Annotated in this window: 24 protein-coding genes and 2 tRNA genes; 5 read left to right on the top strand and 21 right to left on the bottom strand. The window is 43.9% G+C overall.

Going from position 1 to position 23988, the window contains the following annotated elements; genetic code table 11:
• Positions 1 to 12: 12 nt before the first annotated feature.
• Positions 13 to 1638 (bottom strand): CTP synthase, encoded by a 1626-nt coding sequence (locus FG24_RS08345; protein ID WP_036302499.1) that lies wholly within the window; start codon positions 1636 to 1638, stop codon positions 13 to 15.
• 265 nt (positions 1639 to 1903) lie between these two features.
• Between FG24_RS08345 and FG24_RS12550 the strand changes: the two genes are divergently transcribed.
• Positions 1904 to 2029 carry a DUF3149 domain-containing protein gene (locus tag FG24_RS12550; protein WP_081880962.1) on the top strand — a complete coding sequence of 42 codons (126 nt, stop codon included), beginning with the start codon at positions 1904 to 1906 and terminating at the stop codon, positions 2027 to 2029.
• A gap of 27 nt (positions 2030 to 2056) precedes the next feature.
• On the opposite strand, the gene FG24_RS08340 is transcribed toward FG24_RS12550, so the two are convergent.
• From FG24_RS08340 to glyA, 6 genes are all read right to left on the bottom strand, one after another.
• Positions 2057 to 2725: a class II aldolase/adducin family protein gene (locus tag FG24_RS08340; RefSeq protein ID WP_036304127.1), complete on the bottom strand. Its 669-nt coding sequence runs from the start codon at positions 2723 to 2725 to the stop codon at positions 2057 to 2059.
• A gap of 16 nt (positions 2726 to 2741) precedes the next feature.
• Complete coding sequence (gene mtnA, locus FG24_RS08335) at positions 2742 to 3836, bottom strand: S-methyl-5-thioribose-1-phosphate isomerase (protein ID WP_036302497.1); 1095 nt, start codon at positions 3834 to 3836, stop codon at positions 2742 to 2744.
• Between the two features lie 254 nt (positions 3837 to 4090).
• Positions 4091 to 4903, bottom strand: coding sequence for a TatD family hydrolase (locus FG24_RS08330; protein WP_036302495.1), 813 nt, complete (start codon positions 4901 to 4903; stop codon positions 4091 to 4093).
• A gap of 126 nt (positions 4904 to 5029) precedes the next feature.
• On the bottom strand, positions 5030 to 6148 hold the full coding sequence (ribD, locus tag FG24_RS08325) for a bifunctional diaminohydroxyphosphoribosylaminopyrimidine deaminase/5-amino-6-(5-phosphoribosylamino)uracil reductase RibD (protein ID WP_369797029.1): 1119 nt from the start codon (positions 6146 to 6148) through the stop codon (positions 5030 to 5032).
• Between the two features lie 45 nt (positions 6149 to 6193).
• Entirely contained in the window at positions 6194 to 6679 is a 486-nt protein-coding gene (gene nrdR, locus FG24_RS08320; RefSeq protein WP_036302491.1) for a transcriptional regulator NrdR, read from the bottom strand.
• A 23-nt stretch (positions 6680 to 6702) separates the two neighbouring features.
• Positions 6703 to 7962: a serine hydroxymethyltransferase gene (gene glyA / locus FG24_RS08315; RefSeq protein ID WP_036302489.1), complete on the bottom strand. Its 1260-nt coding sequence runs from the start codon at positions 7960 to 7962 to the stop codon at positions 6703 to 6705.
• Between the two features lie 381 nt (positions 7963 to 8343).
• On the opposite strand from glyA, the gene iscX reads away from it, so the two are divergent.
• The 3 genes from iscX to FG24_RS08300 are packed head-to-tail and all read left to right on the top strand — an operon-like array spanning position 8344 to position 9416.
• Complete coding sequence (iscX, locus tag FG24_RS08310; RefSeq protein WP_036302487.1) at positions 8344 to 8538, top strand: Fe-S cluster assembly protein IscX; 195 nt, start codon at positions 8344 to 8346, stop codon at positions 8536 to 8538.
• An 18-nt stretch (positions 8539 to 8556) separates the two neighbouring features.
• A complete protein-coding gene (locus FG24_RS08305) occupies positions 8557 to 8937 on the top strand; it encodes a DUF3307 domain-containing protein (protein ID WP_235189742.1) in 381 nt (126 codons plus the stop codon).
• A 5-nt stretch (positions 8938 to 8942) separates the two neighbouring features.
• Positions 8943 to 9416: a retropepsin-like aspartic protease family protein gene (locus FG24_RS08300; RefSeq protein ID WP_036302485.1), complete on the top strand. Its 474-nt coding sequence runs from the start codon at positions 8943 to 8945 to the stop codon at positions 9414 to 9416.
• A 79-nt stretch (positions 9417 to 9495) separates the two neighbouring features.
• Here FG24_RS08300 and FG24_RS08295 read toward each other — a convergent pair whose 3' ends face one another.
• Positions 9496 to 11148, bottom strand: a complete 1653-nt coding sequence (locus tag FG24_RS08295) for an alpha-D-glucose phosphate-specific phosphoglucomutase (RefSeq protein WP_036302483.1) — start codon at positions 11146 to 11148, stop codon at positions 9496 to 9498.
• Positions 11149 to 11372: 224 nt separating this feature from the next.
• On the opposite strand from FG24_RS08295, the gene FG24_RS08290 reads away from it, so the two are divergent.
• Positions 11373 to 12587 carry an EAL and HDOD domain-containing protein gene (locus FG24_RS08290; RefSeq protein ID WP_036302481.1) on the top strand — a complete coding sequence of 405 codons (1215 nt, stop codon included), beginning with the start codon at positions 11373 to 11375 and terminating at the stop codon, positions 12585 to 12587.
• 35 nt (positions 12588 to 12622) lie between these two features.
• On the opposite strand, the gene FG24_RS08285 is transcribed toward FG24_RS08290, so the two are convergent.
• The 13 genes from FG24_RS08285 to FG24_RS08225 form a co-directional block, all read right to left on the bottom strand.
• Positions 12623 to 13381: a flagellar brake protein gene (locus FG24_RS08285; protein WP_036302479.1), complete on the bottom strand. Its 759-nt coding sequence runs from the start codon at positions 13379 to 13381 to the stop codon at positions 12623 to 12625.
• A 195-nt stretch (positions 13382 to 13576) separates the two neighbouring features.
• A tRNA-Pro gene (locus tag FG24_RS08280) sits at positions 13577 to 13653 on the bottom strand.
• 83 nt (positions 13654 to 13736) lie between these two features.
• Positions 13737 to 14207 (bottom strand): MerR family transcriptional regulator, encoded by a 471-nt coding sequence (locus tag FG24_RS08275; RefSeq protein ID WP_036302477.1) that lies wholly within the window; start codon positions 14205 to 14207, stop codon positions 13737 to 13739.
• A gap of 118 nt (positions 14208 to 14325) precedes the next feature.
• Positions 14326 to 14619: an integration host factor subunit alpha gene (locus FG24_RS08270; RefSeq protein WP_019897903.1), complete on the bottom strand. Its 294-nt coding sequence runs from the start codon at positions 14617 to 14619 to the stop codon at positions 14326 to 14328.
• Between the two features lie 96 nt (positions 14620 to 14715).
• On the bottom strand, positions 14716 to 17085 hold the full coding sequence (pheT, locus tag FG24_RS08265; RefSeq protein WP_036302475.1) for a phenylalanine--tRNA ligase subunit beta: 2370 nt from the start codon (positions 17083 to 17085) through the stop codon (positions 14716 to 14718).
• A gap of 115 nt (positions 17086 to 17200) precedes the next feature.
• Positions 17201 to 17860 (bottom strand): DUF4919 domain-containing protein, encoded by a 660-nt coding sequence (locus FG24_RS08260; protein ID WP_036302473.1) that lies wholly within the window; start codon positions 17858 to 17860, stop codon positions 17201 to 17203.
• 17 nt (positions 17861 to 17877) lie between these two features.
• Positions 17878 to 18876, bottom strand: a complete 999-nt coding sequence (gene pheS, locus FG24_RS08255; RefSeq protein ID WP_036302471.1) for a phenylalanine--tRNA ligase subunit alpha — start codon at positions 18874 to 18876, stop codon at positions 17878 to 17880.
• Between the two features lie 201 nt (positions 18877 to 19077).
• Positions 19078 to 19437: a 50S ribosomal protein L20 gene (gene rplT / locus FG24_RS08250; RefSeq protein WP_015832524.1), complete on the bottom strand. Its 360-nt coding sequence runs from the start codon at positions 19435 to 19437 to the stop codon at positions 19078 to 19080.
• A gap of 9 nt (positions 19438 to 19446) precedes the next feature.
• Positions 19447 to 19644 carry a 50S ribosomal protein L35 gene (rpmI, locus tag FG24_RS08245; RefSeq protein WP_019897898.1) on the bottom strand — a complete coding sequence of 66 codons (198 nt, stop codon included), beginning with the start codon at positions 19642 to 19644 and terminating at the stop codon, positions 19447 to 19449.
• Positions 19645 to 19755: 111 nt separating this feature from the next.
• Positions 19756 to 20280, bottom strand: coding sequence for a translation initiation factor IF-3 (infC, locus tag FG24_RS08240; RefSeq protein WP_081621919.1), 525 nt, complete (start codon positions 20278 to 20280; stop codon positions 19756 to 19758).
• A gap of 65 nt (positions 20281 to 20345) precedes the next feature.
• Positions 20346 to 22253, bottom strand: a complete 1908-nt coding sequence (gene thrS, locus FG24_RS08235) for a threonine--tRNA ligase (protein WP_036302469.1) — start codon at positions 22251 to 22253, stop codon at positions 20346 to 20348.
• A 205-nt stretch (positions 22254 to 22458) separates the two neighbouring features.
• Positions 22459 to 22535 (bottom strand) — tRNA-Val (locus FG24_RS08230).
• Positions 22536 to 22695: 160 nt separating this feature from the next.
• Positions 22696 to 23949: a lytic murein transglycosylase gene (locus FG24_RS08225; protein ID WP_235189741.1), complete on the bottom strand. Its 1254-nt coding sequence runs from the start codon at positions 23947 to 23949 to the stop codon at positions 22696 to 22698.
• Positions 23950 to 23988: the final 39 nt, after the last annotated feature.

The following is a 23988-nucleotide window of genomic DNA, read 5'->3' as shown; positions in this document are numbered from 1 at the left end:
TTAATTGCCAGATTATTTTTTATTGTTTAGCGCCGCTTGCACGTAAGCCGTAAACAACGGATGGCCAGCACGCGGGTTAGAAGTAAACTCTGGGTGGAACTGGCAAGCAACAAACCAAGGATGCACATCCTGTGGTAACTCAACCATCTCGCACAAGTCTTCAGTTGGCGTTCTTGCAGAAACCACTAGGCCAGCGGCTTTTAACTGATCTACATAGTGATTATTCACCTCATAGCGATGGCGATGACGCTCATTCACAGCTGTACCGTAAATGCTTGCAGCCAAAGTGTTCGGCACGATAGGACAGCTTTGTGCGCCTAAACGCATAGTGCCGCCTAAGTCTGAATTCTCATCACGTTTTTCAATGTTACCTGATGCATCTTGCCACTCATCAATCAGGCCAATCAACTTATGCTGCGCTTGTGGATTAAACTCAGTACTGTTGGCATCAGCTAAATTAGCTACGTGGCGTGCAAACTCAATCACCGCCAATTGCATACCCAAACAGATACCTAAATAAGGTATTTTGTTCTCACGTGCGTATTGAATCGCAGCAATTTTGCCTTCTGTACCACGCACACCAAAACCACCCGGTACTAAAATTGCGTCCATACCTTGCAATGCAGCAGTACCTTTTTGCTCGATATCTTCAGAATCCATATAGTGAATTTTCACTTTTGATTCAGTGTGGATGCCAGCGTGGATCAACGCTTCGGTCAGTGATTTATAAGATTCAGTTAAGTCAACATACTTACCCACAAACGCCACATTCACCAAGTGTTTAGGGTTGGCTAATGCAGTAGCGATGCGCTCCCACTCTGACAAATCAGCCGGCTTAACCTTAAGTTCTAACTTATCGCAAATAATGCCATCTAGATTTTGCTCATGTAGCAAGCCTGGAATTTTGTAGATTGAATCTGCATCAATCGCACTGATTACGGCCTCAGATGCCACATTAGTAAATAGTGCGATTTTTCTGCGCTCATCTTCAGGAATATTACGGTCAGCGCGACATAGCAATACATCTGGCTGGATACCAATTTCACGCAACTCTTTTACAGAGTGTTGTGTAGGCTTGGTCTTTAATTCACCCGCAGTTGGAATCCAAGGCAACAGGGTTAAATGAATATAGCAGGTGTTGTTTCTGCCTTCTTCAAAACCCATCTGACGGATTGCTTCTAAGAATGGTAATGACTCAATATCACCTACCGTACCGCCAACTTCAACAATCGCTACATCAGCACCTTCGGCACCACGTTTTACGTGCGCTTTGATTTCGTCGGTAATATGTGGAATCACTTGTACCGTTTTGCCTAGATACTCGCCGCGACGCTCTTTTTTAATCACGGTTTCGTAAATTTGGCCGGTAGTGAAGTTATTACGCTTGCCCATGCGCTGGCTAATGAAGCGCTCGTAGTGACCTAAGTCCAAGTCGGTTTCAGCCCCGTCATCGGTGACAAACACTTCACCATGCTGGAATGGACTCATAGTCCCTGGGTCAACGTTAATATAGGGGTCTAGCTTGAGCATGGTCACTTTGATACCACGTGACTCTAAAATTGCGCCTAAGCTGGCGGCGGCGATGCCTTTACCAAGAGAGGAAACAACACCGCCGGTTACGAATACATATTTGGTCATGGAGAAGGCACTTAAATTATTATTACAGACGGGAGCCTATTTTACTTTAAAGCCCTAACACCTACAAATAAAAACTCTTAATTCTGCGTTTATTTTACTGGGGTTATTTTTGCAAAGCTTTGTTAAGGCAATCTTGAACAACGCCATTCTTAATCTGAAGCAAATAACGTAATTTTGATATAAATCAATCAAATGAATTCTCATCCGAATAAAATTACCAATGCATTAATCAAAGGTGATTATGTTTTATTGAGGAGACTAGAAAATGTATGCAAATCTGTTTGGCACGTTTACAGGGTTATTAAGTTTAGGGGTCATTGTGTTTGTGCTGTTAATGGCGGCATTCTTTATGCGTTTATTCCTGACAGCCAGACCACAAAGCAAAGAGTAAGCATTAGCCCTCTTCACACCTAGATGATTAAGGGTTATTGGCCCACGCGCCATATCCCTTAAACTGCTCATAAACCTCTTTCATTTCTTGCTGAGTCAAAATGTACGGCTCCCCAATCTGCAACGCTCGTAAATACTGTTCACATAAAGTTTCCACCTCCACCGTCACATTGAGCGCCTTTTCTGCGCTAGTGCCAATGGCAATCATGCCGTGGTTTGCTAACAAGCATGCGTTTCTTTGATCCAATGCAAGCAAGGCATTATCTGACAACTGCTGACTGCCAAAGAGCGCGTATGGCGCACAGCGGATGCTATCGCCACCGGCCATTGCTATCATGTAATGGAATGCGGGAATATCTCGACGCAACGTACTTAATGTAGTGGCAAACATACTATGGGTATGAATCACAGCATTCACCTCTGGTTTTTGCCGCATGATATCCACATGAAATCGCCACTCACTCGATGGTGCACGATGCCCTTGCGCATTGCCTGAAAAATCCATCCACACTAAATCATCTAGTGTCATTTTATCGACTGCCATACCCGAAGGGGTGACAAGCAAACCTAACTGTCCTTGCGCACTGCTTACTCTGACACTTGCATTACCTGAGGTTCCACGATTCAGCTCCAGCGCACAAAGCTGCCGACTCATTGATAGTAGCTGCTCGCGTGCGTGCTGTAGATTTTCTATCATCGCAATATCCATCCGATTATCGTTGCATGGCGCTTAATTGCTGTGGCGAAAAAACGCCCTGCTCAGTGATGATTCCCGTCACCAGCCTTGCCGGCGTCACATCAAATGCCGGATTTGCCACCCGGGTACCATGCGGCAATATGTTCACCGCGGCAATCGTACCATCGGCCAGCTTGCCGCTCATCCAAGACAGCTCTTCTGCACCGCGCTCTTCAATCTCAATCGATTTCACACCGTCTTCTATCGTCCAATCAATGGTAGGTGACGGCACCGCCGCATAAAAAGGCACATGATGCCCCAGCGCCACGCTATCAAACGCTGCTAACGCTTTTAAATAGGTGCCAATTTTATTACACACATCACCTGTCGCGGTGACGCGATCGGCGCCCACAATTACCATATCTACCTGCCCCTGCTGCATCAAATGCCCACCGGCATTATCGCTAACCACCGTATGTGGCACACCGTGTTGACCCAGCTCCCATGCCGTTAAACTAGCACCTTGGTTACGCGGGCGCGTTTCACCCACCCACACATGCACATCAATGCCTGCATTATGTGCTGCGTAAATCGGCGCTAACGCCGTACCAAAATCCACCGTTGCCAGCCAACCTGCATTGCAATGCGTGAGTATATTAATGGTGCGTGCTTTTTGCTGATGCTGGGCCTGGATTAAAGTCAGGCCATGTGCACCAATTGCCTGATTCAGCCGCACATCTTCATCACAAATTTGCGCAGCTTCTGACCATGCTGCAGATTGACGTTGCGTGTCTGGCAATCTGAGTAAAGCACTCAGCATACGCTGTACCGCCCACTTCAAATTCACCGCGGTTGGGCGGCTGGCAATCAACTGCTCTGCTGACTGCTGCAAATGCAGATCAGAACAGCTATCTAAAGCGGAAAGTGCAATTCCGTAAGCTGCCGCTGCGCCGATCAAAGGTGCACCACGCACCTGCATGGTTTTAATCGCCACTATCATCTGTGCCAGCGTTGCCACCTTAGCCACCTCAAAAACGTGAGGCAGCTTGGTCTGGTCAATAATCTCCACACAGGCTTGTGCATACTCAAAATTGGGCCAAATAGTACGGTATTGCTGATGATTTACTAACATGAAAACCCTAACGATTTATACGCTTTTTTATAAAAATTATTAAATATAAATATTGACTTCTAAAAAGTTCCCGAGAACTTAAAATACTACCCACAATATCTGTGGATAACTTTGTGAATTATTGTGACTTAAAAACGTAACATACCAATTTATAAGGTTTTTTTTAAATCGCTTATTTTTTAATCTATTATTTAATCTATAAAAATCAATCACTTACAAAACACCCATTGATTGTTAACGTTTTTTTGGCATTCTTAATGTAGTGCATTAACTGGTGTGCATAAGTCAGCTAATTTTGGCATGATTTTTATAGCGTTGGCGCCAGTAATATCAAGCACTTGAGCCACATCAACCTGCCTTAAATCTGCTAAAACCTGTGCAATTTTTAGCACCTCAGCTGGGCTGTTTCTGCCAGCTGTTCCCAACCACTCTGGTGGAATATCTGGAGCATCAGTTTCCAGCACGATAGCCTCTAAGGGAAGCTGCGTCGCTAATGCACGAATTCGTAACGCACGGGGATAAGTCATTGCACCGCCAAACCCCAATTTAAACCCTAAGGCCATAAACTGCTCGGCCTGCTGAATGCTGCCGTTAAAGGCATGTGCAATCCCGCCTTTAACTTTATATTTGCGTAATTGCTTCAAGATATCGTCTATCGCCTGCCGCACATGCAAAATAACCGGTAAGTCATACGCTTGCGCAATCCTAAGCTGCTCTATAAAGAAATGCGTTTGTAGTTTAATGTTTTCAGGGTGACTGGTTGGATTGGTTAAAAAGTAATCCAAACCAATTTCACCAATGGCAACAGGCTGGTGATTTTGCACATAGACACGCAACTGGTCGATGTCGTCTAATGAAGATTGTTCCACATACATGGGATGCACGCCAAGCGCGTACACGCAGTTTTGGTAGTGCTGACATAGGTTGATGACAGCATCAAAGTTAGAACGCACCACAGCGGGCACCACAATACCAGACACCCCATTCTTAAATGCAGCACGCACGACATTATCGCGGTCAGCGTCAAACTCGGCTGCATCCAGATGGCAGTGGGTATCTATCAGCATGATGATTCCATTTCTATTTAAGCGCTAACATAATGCCAAATACAAGTGCACAATGATTGTGACCATACATCAATAGGCGTTAGTTCTACGCTACTAAAAATTGATGCGACAGCACCATTATAAGCACTAAACTGCACATCCTACAGGCTTGGCACGCACGCGAATGTCAGCGCCAACCTGACGCACATCCAACACCTGCAAATCTGGCACTTGCTGCATGGATGTGAACTCCGGCATAGCAAACATACCGTGCGCGGCGCCACCCATCAGCTTGGGAGCATAATAGAATACAAGCTCATCGATCAGGCCGGCATGCAGCAATGCACCGTTCAACCCCTGCCCTGCCTCAACTAGCACTTCATTCACACCGCGTTGCGCTAGCACTTGCAACAGCTGCTGTAAATCTACCTGCTGCCTTTGATTAGGGATAGCAATCAGCTCGGCACCTTTAGCTTTCAAGACCACAGCACGCTGCTGTGCATCTGCCGCGTATGCTACAAGCACTGGGCTATGTGTCAACATCGATGGCTCCAACATTTTACTGTCTAATGGTATTTGTAAACGACTATCCACAACCACGCGCATTGGCTGGCGAATGGCTGAGTCTAAACGTACGGTCATGCTCGGGTCATCAGCCAACACCGTGCCGATACCAGTTAAAATCACACAAGACTGCGCGCGCCAGTGCTGCACATCTTGCCGCGCAGCTTCACCAGTAATCCACTGGCTTTTACCGTTACTGAGTGCGGTGCGGCCATCTAAACTCGCAGCGATTTTGCTGCGCACATAGGGCAAACCACGCGTCATGCGTGCAACAAAACCTACATTCAGCGCAACGGCCTCATGCTCCAGCAAACCGACCACAACTTCTACGCCTTGCGCACGCAGGGCAGCCACCCCACGCCCAGCCACCAACGGGTTAGGGTCTTGCATGGCAATAATCACGCGCTTGGGTTTTGCTGCAAGCACGGCTTGTACGCAGGGCGGTGTTTTACCAAAATGGCTACATGGCTCCAATGTCACGTAAACATCAGCGCCTTCTGTTAGCGCACCCGCCTGCCGCAGTGCAAATACCTCAGCATGTGGTTCGCCCGCTTTAAGATGTGCGCCTTGCCCAACAATTTGATTATCGCGAACGATGACGCAACCTACCCTAGGGTTAGGTTGCGTGGTGTATAAACCCTGCGCTGCCAAGCGCAATGCAAGGTTCATATATGTGTAATCAGATGTGGATAATGTAGACAAAAACGTTGGAGGATATCGATGGGTTAACGATAGATTGGTGGCATTTTAAGTATCGGTAGTGCGGCGTTTAGGCGCCACGGCTTGCTTGTCTAAATCACGGATAACATCATTAAAGTCATCCACATCAGAGAAGCTCCGGTATACAGAGGCAAAACGGATATAGGCCACTTTATCCATCATTTTAAGCTCATGCATCACCATTTCACCTAGGTCTCTGGCATGCACCTCGCGCTCGCCGCGCGCCAATATCTTTTGTGTGACATGGTCTAGTGCTTTATCCACGTACTCTGTCGGTACTGGGCGTTTATGCAACGCACGCGTAAATGACACCCTTAACTTTTCGCGCTTAAATTCTTCACGTGTGCCATTTTGCTTCACAACTTGTGGTAAATGCAGTTCTGCCGTTTCATAGGTAGTAAAGCGCTTATCACATGCGCCGCATTTACGGCGGCGACGAATGGAGTCACCCTCATCATTGACTCTAGAGTCAATGACTTGGGTATCATCTGTTCCACAAAAAGGACACTTCACAATTAGCCTTAAACTAGCTTTAATTAACCTTGGTACACAGGGAATCTTGCAGTTAAAGCATGTACTTTAACTTTGGTTGCAGCAATCACAGCTTCATCAGTTGGATTATCTAAAACGTCAGCAATCAGGTTTGCTACCAAGCGCGCTTCTTCTTCTTTGAAGCCACGTGTAGTAATGGCTGGTGCACCGATACGAATACCAGAAGTTACGAATGGGCTCTCTGGGTCGTTAGGAATCGCATTTTTGTTCACAGTAATATGTGCCAAACCTAGTGCGGCATCAGCAGCTTTACCAGTTAAGCCTTTTGGACGTAAATCCACCATAAACATATGTGACTCTGTACGGCCTGAAATAATGCGTAAACCACGTGCAGTCAATGTTTCAGCCATCGCTTGTGCATTTTTAATCACTTGTGCTTGATAAGTTTTGAATTCTGGTTGTGCTGCTTCCAAGAATGCTGTCGCCTTGGCTGCAATCACGTGCATCAATGGGCCGCCTTGCAAGCTTGGGAACACGCTTGAGTTCAATGATTTTTCAAACTCAGCTTTAGCCATAATGATACCGCCACGTGGGCCGCGCAAAGTTTTATGTGTGGTTGACGTTACAAAGTCAGCATGCGGCACTGGGTTTGGGTATACACCAGCAGCGATCAAGCCTGAATAGTGCGCCATATCTACCATGAAGTACGCACCAACTTTTTTGGCAATCTCAGCCATACGTGCCCAGTCAAAACGCAAGGCATAAGCTGAAGCACCGCCAATCAATAATTTTGGTTTGCACTCAACGGCAATACGCTCCATCTCGTCGTAGTCGATTTCTTCTTTATCGTTTAAGCCGTATGGCACGATGTTAAACAATTTACCTGAAAGGTTTGCTGGTGAACCATGCGTCAAGTGACCACCATGACCTAAGTTCATGCCCATGACGGTGTCACCTGGTTTCAAAATAGAGAAATACACCGCTTGGTTGGCTTGTGAACCTGAATGCGGCTGCACGTTGGCATACTCTGCACCGTATAGCGCTTTTAAACGATCAATCGCAAGTTGTTCCACTTGGTCAACATATTCACAGCCACCATAAAAACGTTTGCCTGGGTAGCCTTCTGCATACTTATTGGTCAACTGAGAACCTTGCGCCTGCATTACCGCTGGGCTAGTGTAGTTTTCAGAAGCAATAAGCTCGATGTGTTCATGTTGGCGCACAACTTCTTGCTCAATCATGCCCCACAATGCAGGGTCAGCTTGATTTAAAGTATTGGCGTAGTTAAATGGTGCTTGCGACATGGTATTTTAGTTTTCCAAATATTTGAATAAAAGGGAGTTGTTCGCATTTTAACATGCCAAGTCTTTATCGTTAAAGTGAAGATTCAAGTTATAAAATTTAATCTAGAAAATCACTTACAACACATTTGTGGTTGATATCAACCACATTGGCTCAAATTGGTGCAGCAACCACCAATGTAAAATCACCAACCAATTGAATATTAATGATATTTTAATTGGCACTGTATTTGCTTTTATATATTCAAGCGCATATCTCCAAAATCGCTCCCCTTGCCCGTACACCCTACAAGGTGCTACGGGATTTTTTTGTCTATAGACACACCACCTATGATTTTTATGGCTGACAAGGCTATAATCAATCAATTATAAGGAGATAGATGCATGAAGTGGACTGACAGCCAAGCTATCGCGGAAGCGCTTTACGATAAACATCCGGATATCGATCCGAAAACAATTCGTTTTACAGACCTAATGGATTGGGTGCTCAAGCTCGACGGGTTTAGCGATAGCGCAGATAAATGTGGAGAAAGAATTCTAGAGGCAATCCAGCTTGCATGGATTGACGAAGCAGACTAACACCGGAGGCTAGCACCAATGCTTGAAACCCCGATGTTTGTAGCGCTCTTGTGCCTGTTTATCAAGCACTTCATCTGCGACTTTCCATTACAAGCATCCCCTTGGATGTACAAAAACAAAGGCACTTATGGTCATGCCGGCGGTATAGCACATGCTGCTATACACGGCGCAGGCACCTTCATCTCGTTAATCTACTGGCTTGGTTCATCCGCATGGATTTTTGCGCTTGCTGATATGGTAATCCACTACCATATTGATTGGGCCAAAATGAATATCAGCATGAAATTTGACCTAAAGGCAAATAACAGCGAGTGGTTTTGGATATTACTAGGCTTTGACCAGCTACTACATCACCTCACCTATTTTGCAATCATTGCCATTGCATTCAACTTTGCATAACACTTATGTCAAGAAACACATTCATTTCTATTTTGGTTTGGTTAGCATTGGCAGGTGTGATTTACTATCTAGCAGATAGCATCCAGAACCCTAACAAGATTTACAAACTAGGTAACGCTAGTTCAGTCGTACTCAAACGGGGATTAGATGGTCATTACCGCACAGAAGCACTCATTAACGGCGTAAAAGTGAATGTACTGGTTGATACTGGCGCCACTGGCGTAGCGATATCACAATCTATAGCAGACAAACTTAACCTAAAGAGCATTAGCGCAGTAAGAACCAATACCGCAAACGGTGAAAGCATAGGCTACATGGTGAGATTAGAATCAGTGAAAATCGGTGGCGTGCATGCAAATAATGTGGCTGCGATGATTGCGCCTGGCTTGGATGGTGACATATTGCTTGGCATGTCATTTCTAGGGCGAATGGACATCCGCCTTTACAAAGGTGAAATGACCATCACACAAGTTGATTAAGCCATTATCCGCGAGAAACCAAACTCGCTAGATAAGGACCTAAATTAAAAAAACTTAATCATCAGCAATCAAACAGAAACTACGTAATGACTGTAGGCGTAACACGCCCTGTTTTTTCAACCAACTGCGATATCTGCAAAGCAATTTGTATCATCTCGGCTAAAGCTACCTGCGCATCTAAATAGTGCTTGGCGCTATCAGGCTCATACGCTTCAAGATAAATACGCAAAGTAGCACCCTCGGTTCCTGTGCCAGAAAGTCTAAATACAATGCGAGAGCCATCGGTAAATAAAATTCGAATCCCCTGATTGCTACTCACCGAACCATCTATCGAATCGTGGTAACTAAAATCATCACACAACTTGACGGTGTAACTCCCAAACTTCTGATTTGGCAAAGTAGCAAACTGAGCTTTAATGTGGGCAATCACACTATTCGCAGCTTCAGTTGGTATGGACTCATAATCATGGCGCGAATAAACGTTACGTCCATATTCAAGCCAATGCGCTTTTAAAATAGCCTCTACGCCTATTTTCTTTACCGCAATAATATTAAGCCAGAACAACACAGCCCAGAGACCATCTTTCTCACGCACATGGTTAGAGCTGGTCCCAAAACTCTCTTCACCACATAGCGTCACTTTACCTGCATCCATCAAGTTACCGAAAAACTTCCAACCAGTCGGCGTTTCAAAACACGGGACATTAAACTTAGCAGCCACACGATCGACAGCTCCGCTGGTAGGCATAGAGCGGGCAACACCAGCAATCCCAACTGCGTATGCTGGTACTAAAGTTGCGTTAGCGGCTAAGACTGCCAAACTATCCGATGGTGTGACAAAAAAGTTTTGACCTAGAATCATATTGCGGTCACCATCGCCATCCGATGCGGCACCAAAATCAAGCGCATCCTCGCCAGCGAACATGATGCGGACCAAATCTTCTGCGTAAGTCAAATTAGGATCAGGATGCCCACCACCAAAATCCTCAGAAGGTTCGCAATTCATCAAACTTTCAATCGGTGCACCAAGTCGATTCACAAAAATCTCTTTGGCATAAGGCCCTGTCACTGCATGCATCGCATCAAACTTCATCTCAAATCCGCTAGCAAGTAACTGTTTAATTGCCTTAAAATCAAACAGGCTCTGCATTAAATCAGCATAATCCTGTACGGCATCAATCACCTGCACCGTAAAGGACTGCCCAGCAGCAACCCCATCAAACTGGGTTTCACCTATCGTATCAATATCAACCTGAGGTAAGTCTGAAATTTTATATTCTGCAATCACCTTACTTTTTGCAAAGACTTCATCTGTAATCTTTTCAGGCGCAGGTCCGCCATTGCTAATATTGTATTTGATACCAAAATCACCATTGATCCCACCCTGATTGTGGCTTGCGGATAACACCATACCGCCAAAGGTTTTATATTTGCGTATCATATGGGATGCAGCAGGCGTCGATAAAATACCGCCCTGCCCGATTAATACGCGAGAAAATCCATTAGCAGCCGCCATACTAACGATCGTTTGAATCGCCTGCCTATTATGATAGCGCCCGTCTCCACCTATCACTAATACAGCATCCATGGGAACAATTAAGGTATCAAACAAACTTTGTACAAAATTCTCAAGATAATGCGCTTGCTGAAATATCTTAACTTTTTTGCGCAAGCCCGATGTTCCTGGTTTTTGATCATTAAATGGCTGGGTTGGCGTTACAATTACTCTCATGGGGGTGGGCTCTTTCCTTAAGTCACATGCCACAATATAAAGGATGTTGGTCATCTCAACAACAATTGTACATACCTTACCAAAAATTTAATAAATACAACACGCAGTACACTTTAAGTCAGGTAAAATTTTATACTGTATATTCAACATGAAGCATCATAGTCATGCTTGTGTTATTTCAGAAATTTAGCATCCGACTATCAAGAACACTTTAAGGCTAGAAAATGGAAGATCAAGTATTTATTGGGCGTCAACCAATTATGGATGTGAAACAACACATCATCGGCTATGAGCTGCTATTTAGACATAGCGCTGATGCAGACACCGCGATCTTTGAAGACGAACTGAAGGCATGCTCAAGTGTGCTAGTCAATACCATGGGCGATATGGATGTACAGTGGCTGTTAGGTGACAAGCTAGCATTTATTAACGTCAATGAAGCAATGCTAATGAGTGACTTTATTGAGCTCATGCCACCGCAACGTACAGTATTGGAAATACTACGCACGGTGATCGCAGGCGAAGCGGTCATTGAACGCTGTAGAGCACTACATAAGCTTGGATTCAAAATCGCATTGGATAATCCACACCTCAGCACAAAACTCGAACCACTGGTCGAATTCGCCAACTTCATCAAAATAGACTCTCAAAGTGTTACGCAGCAAGAGGCTAGTAAGTTATTTCAAAAATACTCAGCGCCCAACATACAAATGGTCGCAGAAAAAATTGAAACATTAGAACAGTTTGATGCCTATAAAGAAATTGGGTTTAGACGCTTCCAAGGGTTCTACTTCGCGCGCCCAGAAACCTTCACGGCTAAAGTCATCAACCCGTCATTTGATAGCGTATTGAATTTACTTAATCTAGTGACGCAAGATTCAGACAACAAAGACATTGAAAATGGCTTTAAACGTGACGCCGCACTCTCATTTAAGTTACTACGCTATATTAATTCCGTAGGCTTTGGACTTTCATGTGAAATTCAATCCATTCAACATGCACTCACCATCTTGGGCAGAAAACAACTTTACCGCTGGCTCACGTTGCTGATGGTCACTGCCGGAGAGAACGCCACTCCTCCCGCGTTGATGAAAACATCCATCACGCGCGGACGCCTGACTGAACTACTAGGTGAAGGTTATTTTGATAAACATGATCGGGACAATCTATTCATCGTTGGCGTTTTTTCTTTATTAGATGCCATACTAAAAATGCCGATGGATCAGGTGCTAGAAAAAATTCAGTTACCGGAAAATGTATCCGAGGCACTACTTAACCGCGAAGGTGTGTATGGTCCATTTTTGCAACTAACAGAAGCTTGCGAAGGTGCTGATAATAAGCGGATTCTGGAACTTGCAGAGCTTTTACAATATGATGCAAACAAAGTAAACGAGTGCCACATCGCCGCATTAGCATGGGCAGAGTCGCTAGGGATATAAATAGGGTAACAGGCACACGCCCACTAGCGCGCGTGCTAACCCCTATGCGCTAATGCGATTGCCTGACGTTCTAAAATATAAACGTAACGATTGATCAAACCCTCATTACCCCTTGATGGCTCAACATACACAAAACCAATGCGATATTTAGTCACCGCGTCTTTTGTGTGAATCTCAGTAATGTTTTTAACCATTAACGTAAGATTTGTTTCACCAACATCTGGAAAACCAATCTTACAACCACTAAATTCTTGACCAATCACGACTGCTGGGTTTAATGGCGCAGATACAAATGCGCCTATTCCGCCTAAACTGACATCAACTAACGTCAACTCAAGAACACTCTCTACTTCTGGGTCCAATACATCAGGTACTAGAATTCTACACATTACAGGGCTCACAACAGGGGTAGCAAACCGGAAAAAATCTCGGCGCTGAAGACGGATTAAGTCTTTAGGCAGTACAATTTTGATGGCCTTGCCATCTTTTAAACTGGCCTCAGTCACTTTTGTGCTGGTCCATTTAATTTTCACGCCATCTTCTTTTAAGAAAACGACATGATCACTTGCAAGTAGTCTACGATTAAACTCTTCATCAACACCAATATCTAAATACACCGCGCCCACTTTTGGGTCAATGCTAATAATATTCGTAAGATATTCATCTGCGCCACGGTTAAATGACACCTTGAGCATTGCTTTATGCTTGATCAAATCGTTCAGAATCTGCATCACCTCTTTCGGGTTATGCACAATATACTGCTCTTCATTATGGTCAAATGTGGCGTGTTCCATGAATTCCCTATAAAGCCTTGATACTTAAGCCCGATTACTTATCATCAATAATCAAACTATACGATAGCGCACAATATACAACATACTACAGTTATTTAATTGCAAGAAATCACCGTAATATTCACGCCTATTTAAACCTTAAACCCGGATACAAAAAAGCCAGCGCATGGCTGACTTGGTTAAAGAAGTTAATTTTGGTCGGGACGGTGTGATTCGAACACACGACCCCTTGCACCCCATGCAAGTACGCTACCAGGCTGCGCTACGCCCCGAACCGTTGTTACTTCTTGCTTGTAACAAGGTCTGCATTATATCGCAAAAGCAATGCCGCTATAAAACTGAGCGTAATAAATAATTAATGTGCAGTGCTCACGACAGAAAAGTCAGTACGTAATAAATTTAATATCTCACGCAACTCTACTTTCACTTTTTCGTAATCGAACGCTTTACTCTCTGTTGAAGTAACAACACCTGACTCTGCATTGATTGACGAATCGCTACTATTGGCCGCCTTTACAGTAGCCGGCTTATCATGCTGACTAGGCTTACCACTAAACTCAATATCATCGAGTCGATTGCGGGCACCACTGATGGTAAATCCCTGCTCATATAACAACTCGCGAATACGACGGATAAGCAACACTTCATGATGCTGATAATAACGACGGTTACCGCGACGTTTGACTGGCTTAAGCTGAGTAAACTCCTGCTCCCAATATCTTAATACGTGCGGCTTTACACCACAAAGCTCGCTAACCTCACCAATTGTAAAGTAGCGCTTTGCTGGAATTGGTGGCAATTGCACCTTGGCGATCTGCTCACTCATACTTTCGGCTTTCTCACTCATATTGCTATTACATTAATAAAACTACTACACAATACTATCAACCAAATTAACACTGGCTTTAATGACAACGCCCTCTAATTAAATATTAGCGCGGCATTTACACGGCAAAGTTTGCGTCAACTTTGCTTTTTAATTTCTGGCTAGCGTGAAAAGTAACTACTCGGCGTGCAGTAATTGGTATTTCTTCGCCTGTCTTAGGGTTGCGACCTGGTCGTTCTGATTTTTGACGCAACTCAAAATTACCAAAGCCTGACAATTTAACACTATCACCAGCTTCTAACGCTGTACGCACTTCTTCAAAAAATGCTTCCACCATATCTTTGGCTTCACGCTTATTCAACCCAACTTGCTCATACAGTAAATCAGCAAGCTCAGCTTTTGTTAAAGTCATAAACACTCCCGTTTTTTTAATGCTTTGTATCGCTATTTAATATTATTGATTGATGCACGATAAAAAAATAAATCCCCCATAAACTGCATGGAGAAGTTAGTTTCTTAATTCTGCATCAAATTTTATTTTCAACAATTGTAGCAGATTTGCGATTGCTGCATCAGCATCACTATCTGTTAATGTCTTTTGAGTATCGTGCATAAGTACTGATAATGCAAGGCTTTTTTTACTTTCTGGCACACCTTTACCTTGATACAAATCGAACAATGCAGCATCCGCAATCAGCGGAATTTTTTCTTCATTAATTGCATTCAACACCACTTGTACCGCAATACTTTCATCTAACACAATCGCTAAATCACGACGCACTGGCATCAATTTTGAAACCTCTTGGTAAACCGGTAATGTGCGGCTCACTAAGGCATCTGCATCAAGCTCAAACAAGTAAGCACTCTTAGCTAAATCATAATGCTGCTGCCATTTAGGATGCAGTTTACCCAACCAACCAACCGCTTTCCCATTTAACAATATTCTTGCTGTCTGACCTGGATGTAAAGCAGAGTGCTCAGATTTCTCATAAACAACTTGTTTCAGCAAACCATCGGCACCAAGCAGGCTATCCACATGCGCTTTTACATCAAAGAAATCGACATCTGCATTGTTTGCAGCCCATTGCTGCGGCTTGGCACTACCATAAGCCAGGCCTGAAACACGCGTAGTTTCATGATAAGCACTAGCCTGCTGCTGATATACAGCACCAATTTCAAATAAATAAGCACGCTCTTGTTTGCGATTCAGATTATAAGTAAGCGTGTCCAGCAAGCCACCCCATAAACTCGTACGCATCACACTCAAGTTACTTGCAATTGGGTTTTTAAGTTTAATCGGGGAATGATTGCCCAGTAAATCTCGCTCCCAGCTTTCATCCACAAAGCTATAAGTCACTACCTCTTGATAGCCCGCCGACACTAATCCATCACGTAGCTGATTTAAATGTAACTGTTGCTCCGGTGCTGCAAGCATATTCAAAGCTGCCACTGGTGGTGTGGCAGGAATATGATCATAACCATGCAAACGGGCAATCTCTTCAATCAAATCCTCTTCGATTGTAATATCAAAGCGATAGCTAGGAGGCGTCACTGTGAATACGTCGTCAGCACATTCAAATGCAAAACCGAGCTGTGTCAATAATTGCGCAACATTCTGCTGTTTAAGGCTAATGCCTAACACAGAGATTAAGCGCGACATTCTCAACTTCACTGCGTCACGCGCAGGCAATGAGGCCATCACTTCAGTGATAGGGCCAACTTGACCGCCACACAAGGTTTTAATAAGTGACGTTGCGTACTCAATTGCATTGCGTGTATTACCAAAATCAACACCACGCTCAAAACGATAGGATGAATCTGTACTGAAACCTAATCTGCGTGCTTTACCTGCAATCACGGCTGGCATGAAGAACGCACTTTCTAAGAAAATATCGGTCGTTGTATCGCCGACTGCACTAGGTTTTCCACCCATTACACCAGCTAGTGCAAGTGCACCACTGTCATCGGCAATCACCAAATCATCTGCTTTTAACTCTATGGTTTGGTCATTGAGTAAGGCAATAGATTCACCAGTTTTAGCAAAACGCACATTGATATCGCCATGTAACTTAGCTGCATCAAACGCATGCATAGGCTGGCCCAATGCTAGCAACACGTAATTTGTAATATCAACCACAACACTAATACTACGTAAACCACTACGTTCTAAGCGCCTTACCATCCAAGTAGGCGTCTCAGCTTTAGCATTAATACCAGTAATCAATCGACCACAATACCGAGGGCAAGCAACAGGCTCACTCACCACCACTTGCTTTGCGTCTGCATGCTCGGCTACAACAGGTGAAACAGCAGTAAAATGGGTAGTCGCGCCTGTAATAGCTGCAACATCTCGTGCGATACCCGTCAAACTTAAACAATCACTGCGGTTAGGGGTCAGTTTCAATGTAAAAAGATGGTCATTTAAATCCAGATACTCACGAATATCTTGCCCAACTACCGCATCATTATCCAGCTCAAGTAAACCTGTTGCTTCAGCGGTAATACCAAGCTCTTTAGATGAACACATCATACCGAATGATTCTATCCCACGTACTTTTGCTTGTTTGATAGAAATCCCAGGCAACTCAGCACCAACCAACGCACATGGTGCAATTAAGCCAGCGCGTGCGTTAGCTGCACCACATACGATCTGCAATGGTGCAGAGAGCCCTACATCCACCTGACAAACCTGCAAACGGTCTGCATCTGGATGCTTCTCGGCAGAAATGATTTTAGCCACTACTACTTTGCTAAATGCTGCAGCAACCGGCTGCATTTCCTCAACCTCAAGACCCGCCATTGTGAGTGCATGACTCAATGCCTGACTGTCTAACTCTGTATCGACTAAACTACGTAACCAATTTTCTGAAAATTGCATTGTTCTCTCTAATCTATTTATCAATGGTGGGCGATCTGAACCCTACCTACCACTTATGACTTGCACCACGTAATCGCACGTATAGGCTTTTTCTGTGGCATAAATCCTAGTTATTTTAATGCTGTGCTAATGGAACATTGAGTGTTCTTCTAATTTCATCATTTTTGTATGCTTGAAACAGTCTAGTTATCTCAAAATATACTTCATATCTTTTCTTGGTTTTAGGGTTAATTACAACTAAAAAATGATATGTTTTGTCATTATGAGCAACCAGTTTGCGAGACTCTAATGCCATCTCAAAAAACTCTAACATTCGAGCTTCTTCACTAAATGCAATTATTTTATAAGCAGTCTCAAAACTTGTACCATCCCCACTCATCAAAATACTGTCAAAAATTCCCACCCATCGACTAACAGCTTCGTTCATTTCAGCTTGTTTGTTTAATAGCTCATACGCGCTAGCCTTATTATTCAAGGCATCTAGATTGTATGGATTGAGCTTTAACAACTCATCAGCATAACTCACTAACTCCTCAATCTGACCGTTACGCCTTAACTCTGAGACTTTGATAAGCGCATATTCCTCTTCTGGTGTGTCTGGATGATAATTTTCAGTCTGTACATACTCTTCGCGCTCAAGAGCAATCGCTTGTGCTACCTTTTGTCTTTCAAGAGTTATTGCACTCACATTTTCGTTCAAACTATCGTTCGCAAAAACGGAAAAGCTAAGAAAACATGTCAGTAAAAACGCTAAGTTAGCTACTGAGCTCTTCATAAGCTTTACCTGACTCATCATTTAAACTGAGCCAAAAATCTTAAATCATTGTTAAAGAAATGACGTAAGTCGTTTACACCATAACGTAGCATGGTCAAACGCTCAATGCCTAGACCAAAAGCAAAGCCGCGATATTTTTCACTATCAATATTCACATGCTTGAACACCTCAGGGTGCACCATGCCGCAACCGCCAATCTCTAGCCAACCGCCATTCCAACTCATGTCCATTTCAGCTGAAGGCTCGGTAAACGGGAAGAATGAAGGTCTAAAACGTACGGTAAGATCATCACGCTCAAAGAACTTCTGTAAGAAATCCTGAACTACGCCTTTTAAATTAGCAAAGCTGATGTCCTCATCTACCCACAACCCTTCCACTTGGTGAAACATAGGGGAATGGGTTGCATCAGAATCCACACGGTACACACGACCAGGTGCAATAATTTTAAATGGTGGCGTTTGATTATTCTTTAATGCATTTTCCATATAGCGTGCTTGCACTGGTGAAGTGTGTGTTCTCAACACATTAGCTTCATCAATATAGAACGTATCATGCATAGCACGCGCAGGATGGTCTTCCGGAATGTTTAATGCCGTAAAGTTATAAAAATCGGTTTCAATTTCAGGGCCTGTCGCGACCTCAAAACCGATAGAGTGAAACAACTCTTCAACGCGTTTTAACGTCAAGGTCACAGGATGCAAGCCACCTTGCGATTGTGCTCTTGCTGGCAGCGTCACATCAATAGACTCTTGCGCCAACTGCTTTGCCTGCTCGGCATTTAAAATAGACTCTCTACGTGCAGTTAATGCCGCTTCAATCGCTTGCTTCACCACATTGATCGCTGCACCAGCAGCCGGCCGCTCTTCCGCGCTTAACTTGCCTAAACCTTTTAATGCATCTGTGAGTGATCCTGATTTACCTAAGTACTTTGCTTTAGCAATTTCCAAATCATTCATTGAAGCGCTATTAATAAAGTCTGCTTCTGCTTCTGCAATTAAATGCGTTAAGTCTGCCATGTTATTTCGATCTTTAAATTATGGTTAATGCTATTAGCGTTTGAAGTCAAAGTGATGCTAACAATACATCACAATAGATTTTTGTAATACGTTGATTTGCATGTAAAAAATGCAAGGTAGGATTTTACAACAAAAAAAAGAGGCCGAAGCCTCTTTTTTTAATCAAACTTAAATTAAGTTTGAAAAGTACTAACCTATCGCTTAAGCCGCTAAACCTGCTTTTGCTAATTCTACGAATTTTGCAAATGCAGCTTTATCGAACACAGCCAAGTCAGCCAACACTTTACGATCCACTTCAATCGCAGCTTTTTTCAAGCCATTCATGAAACGGCTGTATGTCAAACCGAACTCACGTGAACCAGCGTTAATACGCGCGATCCACAATGTACGGAATTGGCGTTTCTTTTGACGGCGGTCGCGATAAGCGTATTGACCCGCTTTCATTACCGCCTGTTTAGCTACGCGGTAAACGTTTTTACGACGACCACGGTAGCCTTTAGCTGCTTTTAATACTTTTTTGTGTCTAGCGCGAGCGATGACACCACGTTTTACTCTAGGCATGTTCTACTCCTATTGTGTTGGCATCATAGCGCGAACGCGCTTGACATCAGTTGAAGAAATGATCGCCGTGCCGCGTAATTTACGCTTTTGCTTGGTGGTCTTTTTCGTTAGGATATGGCGCAAGTGAGAGTGCGTACGCTTCACTTTACCATTACCCAAGAATTTAAAGCGCTTTTTGGCGCCGCTCTTGGTTTTCATCTTTGGCATTTTGTTCTCCTTAGAGTGGTTAAGAGTGCTTAGGCATGCCGTTTAGCCGTATCACTCAGGGTTACTACTTACTACTTCTTTAGCGTAATTACTTTAGTATCAAACTAGCAATTACTTAACTTTCTTAATCGGGCCCAATACCATCACCATTTGGCGACCTTCCATTTTCGGGTATTGTTCAACGATTGCGTATTCTTTCAAATCTGCTTCAACACGTTTCAATAAAGCCATACCAAACTCTTGGTGTGTGATTTCACGGCCTCTAAAGCGCAAAGTAATTTTTGCTTTATCGCCTTCTTGAATGAATCGAATGATATTGCGCACTTTAATGTTGTAATCGCCATCATCAGTACCTGGACGGAACTTGATTTCTTTCACAACCACTTGTTTTTGCTTAAGCTTAACTTCGTGCTGTCTTTTACTCTCGGCATATTTAAACTTACCGTAGTCCATCAATCTGCAAACAGGCGGCGCCGCGTTCGGCGCTATCTCTACAAGATCAATGTCAGCTTCTTCCGCTTTTGCAAAAGCTTCCGCTAAACTCACAATACCTAAGGGTTCACCCTCAACACCCACCAAACGAACCTGTGACGCTGTAATGTCGCCATTGATTCGGGTTTCTTTTTCCTGTGCTATATCAAATTCTCCAAATTAAATCACGTGTGATGACACTCAAATAGTTAAGCCGTGCACCTTTATGTTCAAACCTTAGCTTCAATCTCTGCTTTTAGGCGCTCAATTAACGCGTCAATCGGCATAGATCCTAGGTCTTCACCTTTTCTGGTACGCACGGCCAAATGTCCTGCTTGCATTTCGCGCTCACCTGCAACGAGCAGATAAGGCATTTTCTGCATGCTATGTTCGCGTATTTTATAGGTAATCTTCTCATTTCTCAAGTCAAATTCGCATCGAATGCCATTTTGCCTTAAAGTTTCAACTACTTGGCGTACATAATCAGCCTGGCTTTCAGAAATATTCAGTACCATCACCTGCACCGGCGCTAACCACAACGGCATTGCACCTGCATAATTTTCAATCAAGATGCCGATAAATCGCTCCATAGAACCGACAATCGCACGGTGCAACATGACAGGGCGCTGGCGTGAGTTATCTTCCGCCACATACTCCGCACCCAAACGCTCTGGCAAGTTGAAGTCAAGCTGAATAGTGCCGCACTGCCAGAGACGACCTAAGCTATCTTTCAATGTAAATTCAATTTTAGGGCCGTAAAAAGCCCCCTCACCCGGCTGCAAATCAAAAGCCAAATTGTTTTTATTTAACGCATTCGCCAATGCCGCTTCGGCTTTATCCCAAGTTTCATCAGCACCTACACGTTTTTCTGGGCGCGTTGATAACTTAACCAGCACATCATTAAAGCCGAAATCACCGTAAGCTTTGTAAAGCATTTGGATAAAGTCAGCCACTTCTGCCTCAATTTGATTTTCGGTACAGAAGATATGCGCATCGTCTTGCGTAAAGCCACGCACACGCATCAAGCCATGCAATGAGCCTGACGGCTCGTTACGGTGACAAGAGCCAAACTCAGCCAAACGCAAAGGCAAATCGCGATAGCTATGCAGTTGGTTATTAAAGATCTGTACATGTCCAGGACAGTTCATTGGCTTCACCGCATATTCACGGTTCTCAGATGAAGTCACGAACATGTTGTCACGATAGTTTTGCCAGTGGCCAGACTTTTCCCACAGGGTTTTATCCATCACGGTTGGGGTACGCACTTCTTGATATCCGAAGTTTTTAAACATCTGGCGCATATATTGCTCAACCTCTTGCCAGATACTCCAGCCACGTGGATGCCAGAACACCATACCTGGCGCATCGTCTTGCATATGGAAGTAATCCAATTGCTTGCCTAACTTACGATGGTCACGCTTCTCTGCTTCTTCAAGCTGGAATAAATGAGCCTCTAGCTCTTCTTTATTACGCCAAGCAGTACCATACACACGCTGCAACATCTCATTGTTGCTGTCACCGCGCCAATATGCGCCAGCTAACTTCATTAGCTTGAATGATTTGATCTTACCGGTACTTGGTACGTGTGGGCCACGGCATAAGTCAGTAAAGTTACCCTCTGTGTACAGAGAAACGTCTTCACCAGCTGGGATAGATTCGATAATTTCAGCTTTGTATTGCTCACCGATACTTTTGAAGTAAGCCACAGCTTCATCGCGCGGCAATACTTTCCTAGTGACTGGCTCGTCTTTTTTAGCGAGCTCTGCCATTTTTTTCTCAATGGTGATTAAGTCTTCTGGGGTAAACGGGCGCTTGTATGAGAAGTCATAATAGAAACCATTGTCAATCACAGGGCCGATGGTCACTTGCGCATCTGGGAACAACTCTTTCACTGCATACGCCAATAAATGCGCTGCTGAGTGACGAATCACGTCCAAGCCTTCTGGATTTTTGTCAGTGATAATAGCGAGGTCACTGTCCACCTCGATCAAATAGCTAGTATCCACCAGCTTATCGTTCACTTTGCCTGCCAATGCGGCTTTGGCTAGGCCAGCACCGATATTCATGGCGACCTCAGCCACGGTTACTGGCTGATCAAAACTACGTTGCGACCCATCGGGCAGGCGAATGACTGGCATACAATTTCTCTCTAAAACATAAAAGCCGCAAGCGGCTTTTAAATGACGTAAGGTACAAAGATTGGAATTATCGCACAGCAAGATAAAAGACTGCAATTTATCGATTGCTCAATCACGCAACCAATAAAAATTTACGACACACCATTACATAACTAAGTACACCAAGCATAAAAAAACCACTTCAAATCTGAAGTGGTTTTAAATTTGGTAGGCAGTAGCAGATTCGAACTGCTGACCTCTTGGATGTCGACCAAGCGCTCTAACCAACTGAGCTAACCGCCTATATTGATATTGCTGAATGCCATAAAAATCGCATTACTTCCTTTTGATTTTCAGCAAATCTAAACAGGGCACGATTTTAGCCGATTGTAGCATCTGGCGCAAACATAAATAACGCCTCTAATACAAAACATCTTAAATAAGAATTAGCGCGCAAGCACTTTTACTGTAATAGTAATCTTTGATACAGACTAGGGCTTGCGTAACCATCAGCAGGCAACTGTTGCCGCAATTGATAAGAGCGCACGGCTGCCTGTGTCTGTAACCCAGGCAAACCATCAGCCACACCAGCATCAAAACCTTGATTATTTAGTCTATTCTGTAAATCCAGCATTTGCTGAAAACTAAGCGCACCACCTTCTGCGAAATCACCACCCAAGATACTAGGCTCTTGATTTAACTGTTTAGCCATTTGGGCTACAGAAAGTGCATAGTTAACTGATCGATTCCATTGCATAATAATGTCAAAATTATCAAATACCATAAAGGCTGGTCCCTGCCAGCCTTGCGGTAGCAAAATAGCAGATTTTCCTGCAATATTTGGGAGCGCACTAGATAAATTGGTATCAGAACTCATGCGCGCTTGTTCTACCGATGCACCTAGTTGCGTAATATTCTGGTTTACCACTTCCGGTCGACCATCAACGGAGCTAGTCACTTCAGCATTTTCAGGTTCATTCACATAAGCCTTCACCCCTAACATAGCCCATTCTTCTGGTGTTTTCCTGATATCCAGTTGTGCACTTTGCCAATCAAAGTCACTTGGCAATTTAACCTCTACCATCACAGGCTCATTCTTATTCCAGCCTATATTGGAGAGATAATAGGCTGCAGAAGCAAATGCATCTGGCAGTGAGTTAACAACGTCAATAGTTTCGTCCGCATCACCATCTACGGCATAAAGCATAAATGTCGTAGGCATAAACTGCATATTGCCAAATGCACCAGCCCAAGACCCCTTAAAGCGCTCAACATCAACATAGCCTAGATCCACCATCAGCATCGCATCCAGCAACTGTGCTCGGAAAAAGTCAGAGCGGCGCCCTTCGTATGCCAATGTCGCTAATGCAGACAATATATCGATGTTTCCTTGAACATTGCCATACTGAGTTTCCATTCCCCAGAACGCAATCAGAATTTGCTTAGGCACACCGTATTGCGCCTCTATCTGTGCTAATAAATGATGATGCCTAGCAAGTAGGACGCGCCCGTTTTGGATTTTCTTATCATCAACCCGTTTTGCAAAATACTCTAAAAACGGGCTAATAAACTCGGGTTGCGCTCTGTCTTGCTTAATGATGTTCGGCAAAAACACCGTACGATTTACAAAATTAACGGTGGTGTCATCCGAGATACCCTGCGATTTTGCTTCGTACCTAAGATTCTCTAGCCATATAGAAAAATCTTCTTTAGCCATGACTTTACTTGTAAACGACATCGCAAAAATAAAAAAGAC

The organism is Methylotenera sp. L2L1 (genome assembly GCF_000744605.1).
GTDB lineage: Bacteria > Pseudomonadota > Gammaproteobacteria > Burkholderiales > Methylophilaceae > Methylotenera.
This window is presented reverse-complemented; position numbering and strand designations above follow the sequence as displayed.

What these genes read in the sequence shown, in the direction of transcription:
- FG24_RS08345 (WP_036302499.1), bottom strand. Translation starts at nt 1,638, where the DNA reads ATGACCAAATATGTATTCGTAACCGGCGGTGTTGTTTCCTCTCTTGGT.
- FG24_RS12550 (WP_081880962.1), top strand. Translation starts at nt 1,904, where the DNA reads ATGTATGCAAATCTGTTTGGCACGTTTACAGGGTTATTAAGTTTAGGG.
- FG24_RS08340 (WP_036304127.1), bottom strand. Translation starts at nt 2,725, where the DNA reads ATGATAGAAAATCTACAGCACGCACGCGAGCAGCTACTATCAATGAGT.
- mtnA (WP_036302497.1), bottom strand. Translation starts at nt 3,836, where the DNA reads ATGTTAGTAAATCATCAGCAATACCGTACTATTTGGCCCAATTTTGAG.
- FG24_RS08330 (WP_036302495.1), bottom strand. Translation starts at nt 4,903, where the DNA reads ATGCTGATAGATACCCACTGCCATCTGGATGCAGCCGAGTTTGACGCT.
- glyA (WP_036302489.1), bottom strand. Translation starts at nt 7,962, where the DNA reads ATGTCGCAAGCACCATTTAACTACGCCAATACTTTAAATCAAGCTGAC.
- iscX (WP_036302487.1), top strand. Translation starts at nt 8,344, where the DNA reads ATGAAGTGGACTGACAGCCAAGCTATCGCGGAAGCGCTTTACGATAAA.
- FG24_RS08305 (WP_235189742.1), top strand. Translation starts at nt 8,557, where the DNA reads ATGCTTGAAACCCCGATGTTTGTAGCGCTCTTGTGCCTGTTTATCAAG.
- FG24_RS08300 (WP_036302485.1), top strand. Translation starts at nt 8,943, where the DNA reads ATGTCAAGAAACACATTCATTTCTATTTTGGTTTGGTTAGCATTGGCA.
- FG24_RS08295 (WP_036302483.1), bottom strand. Translation starts at nt 11,148, where the DNA reads ATGAGAGTAATTGTAACGCCAACCCAGCCATTTAATGATCAAAAACCA.
- FG24_RS08290 (WP_036302481.1), top strand. Translation starts at nt 11,373, where the DNA reads ATGGAAGATCAAGTATTTATTGGGCGTCAACCAATTATGGATGTGAAA.
- FG24_RS08285 (WP_036302479.1), bottom strand. Translation starts at nt 13,381, where the DNA reads ATGGAACACGCCACATTTGACCATAATGAAGAGCAGTATATTGTGCAT.
- FG24_RS08275 (WP_036302477.1), bottom strand. Translation starts at nt 14,207, where the DNA reads ATGAGTGAGCAGATCGCCAAGGTGCAATTGCCACCAATTCCAGCAAAG.
- FG24_RS08270 (WP_019897903.1), bottom strand. Translation starts at nt 14,619, where the DNA reads ATGACTTTAACAAAAGCTGAGCTTGCTGATTTACTGTATGAGCAAGTT.
- pheT (WP_036302475.1), bottom strand. Translation starts at nt 17,085, where the DNA reads ATGCAATTTTCAGAAAATTGGTTACGTAGTTTAGTCGATACAGAGTTA.
- FG24_RS08260 (WP_036302473.1), bottom strand. Translation starts at nt 17,860, where the DNA reads ATGAAGAGCTCAGTAGCTAACTTAGCGTTTTTACTGACATGTTTTCTT.
- pheS (WP_036302471.1), bottom strand. Translation starts at nt 18,876, where the DNA reads ATGGCAGACTTAACGCATTTAATTGCAGAAGCAGAAGCAGACTTTATT.
- rplT (WP_015832524.1), bottom strand. Translation starts at nt 19,437, where the DNA reads ATGCCTAGAGTAAAACGTGGTGTCATCGCTCGCGCTAGACACAAAAAA.
- rpmI (WP_019897898.1), bottom strand. Translation starts at nt 19,644, where the DNA reads ATGCCAAAGATGAAAACCAAGAGCGGCGCCAAAAAGCGCTTTAAATTC.
- thrS (WP_036302469.1), bottom strand. Translation starts at nt 22,253, where the DNA reads ATGCCAGTCATTCGCCTGCCCGATGGGTCGCAACGTAGTTTTGATCAG.
- FG24_RS08225 (WP_235189741.1), bottom strand. Translation starts at nt 23,949, where the DNA reads ATGGCTAAAGAAGATTTTTCTATATGGCTAGAGAATCTTAGGTACGAA.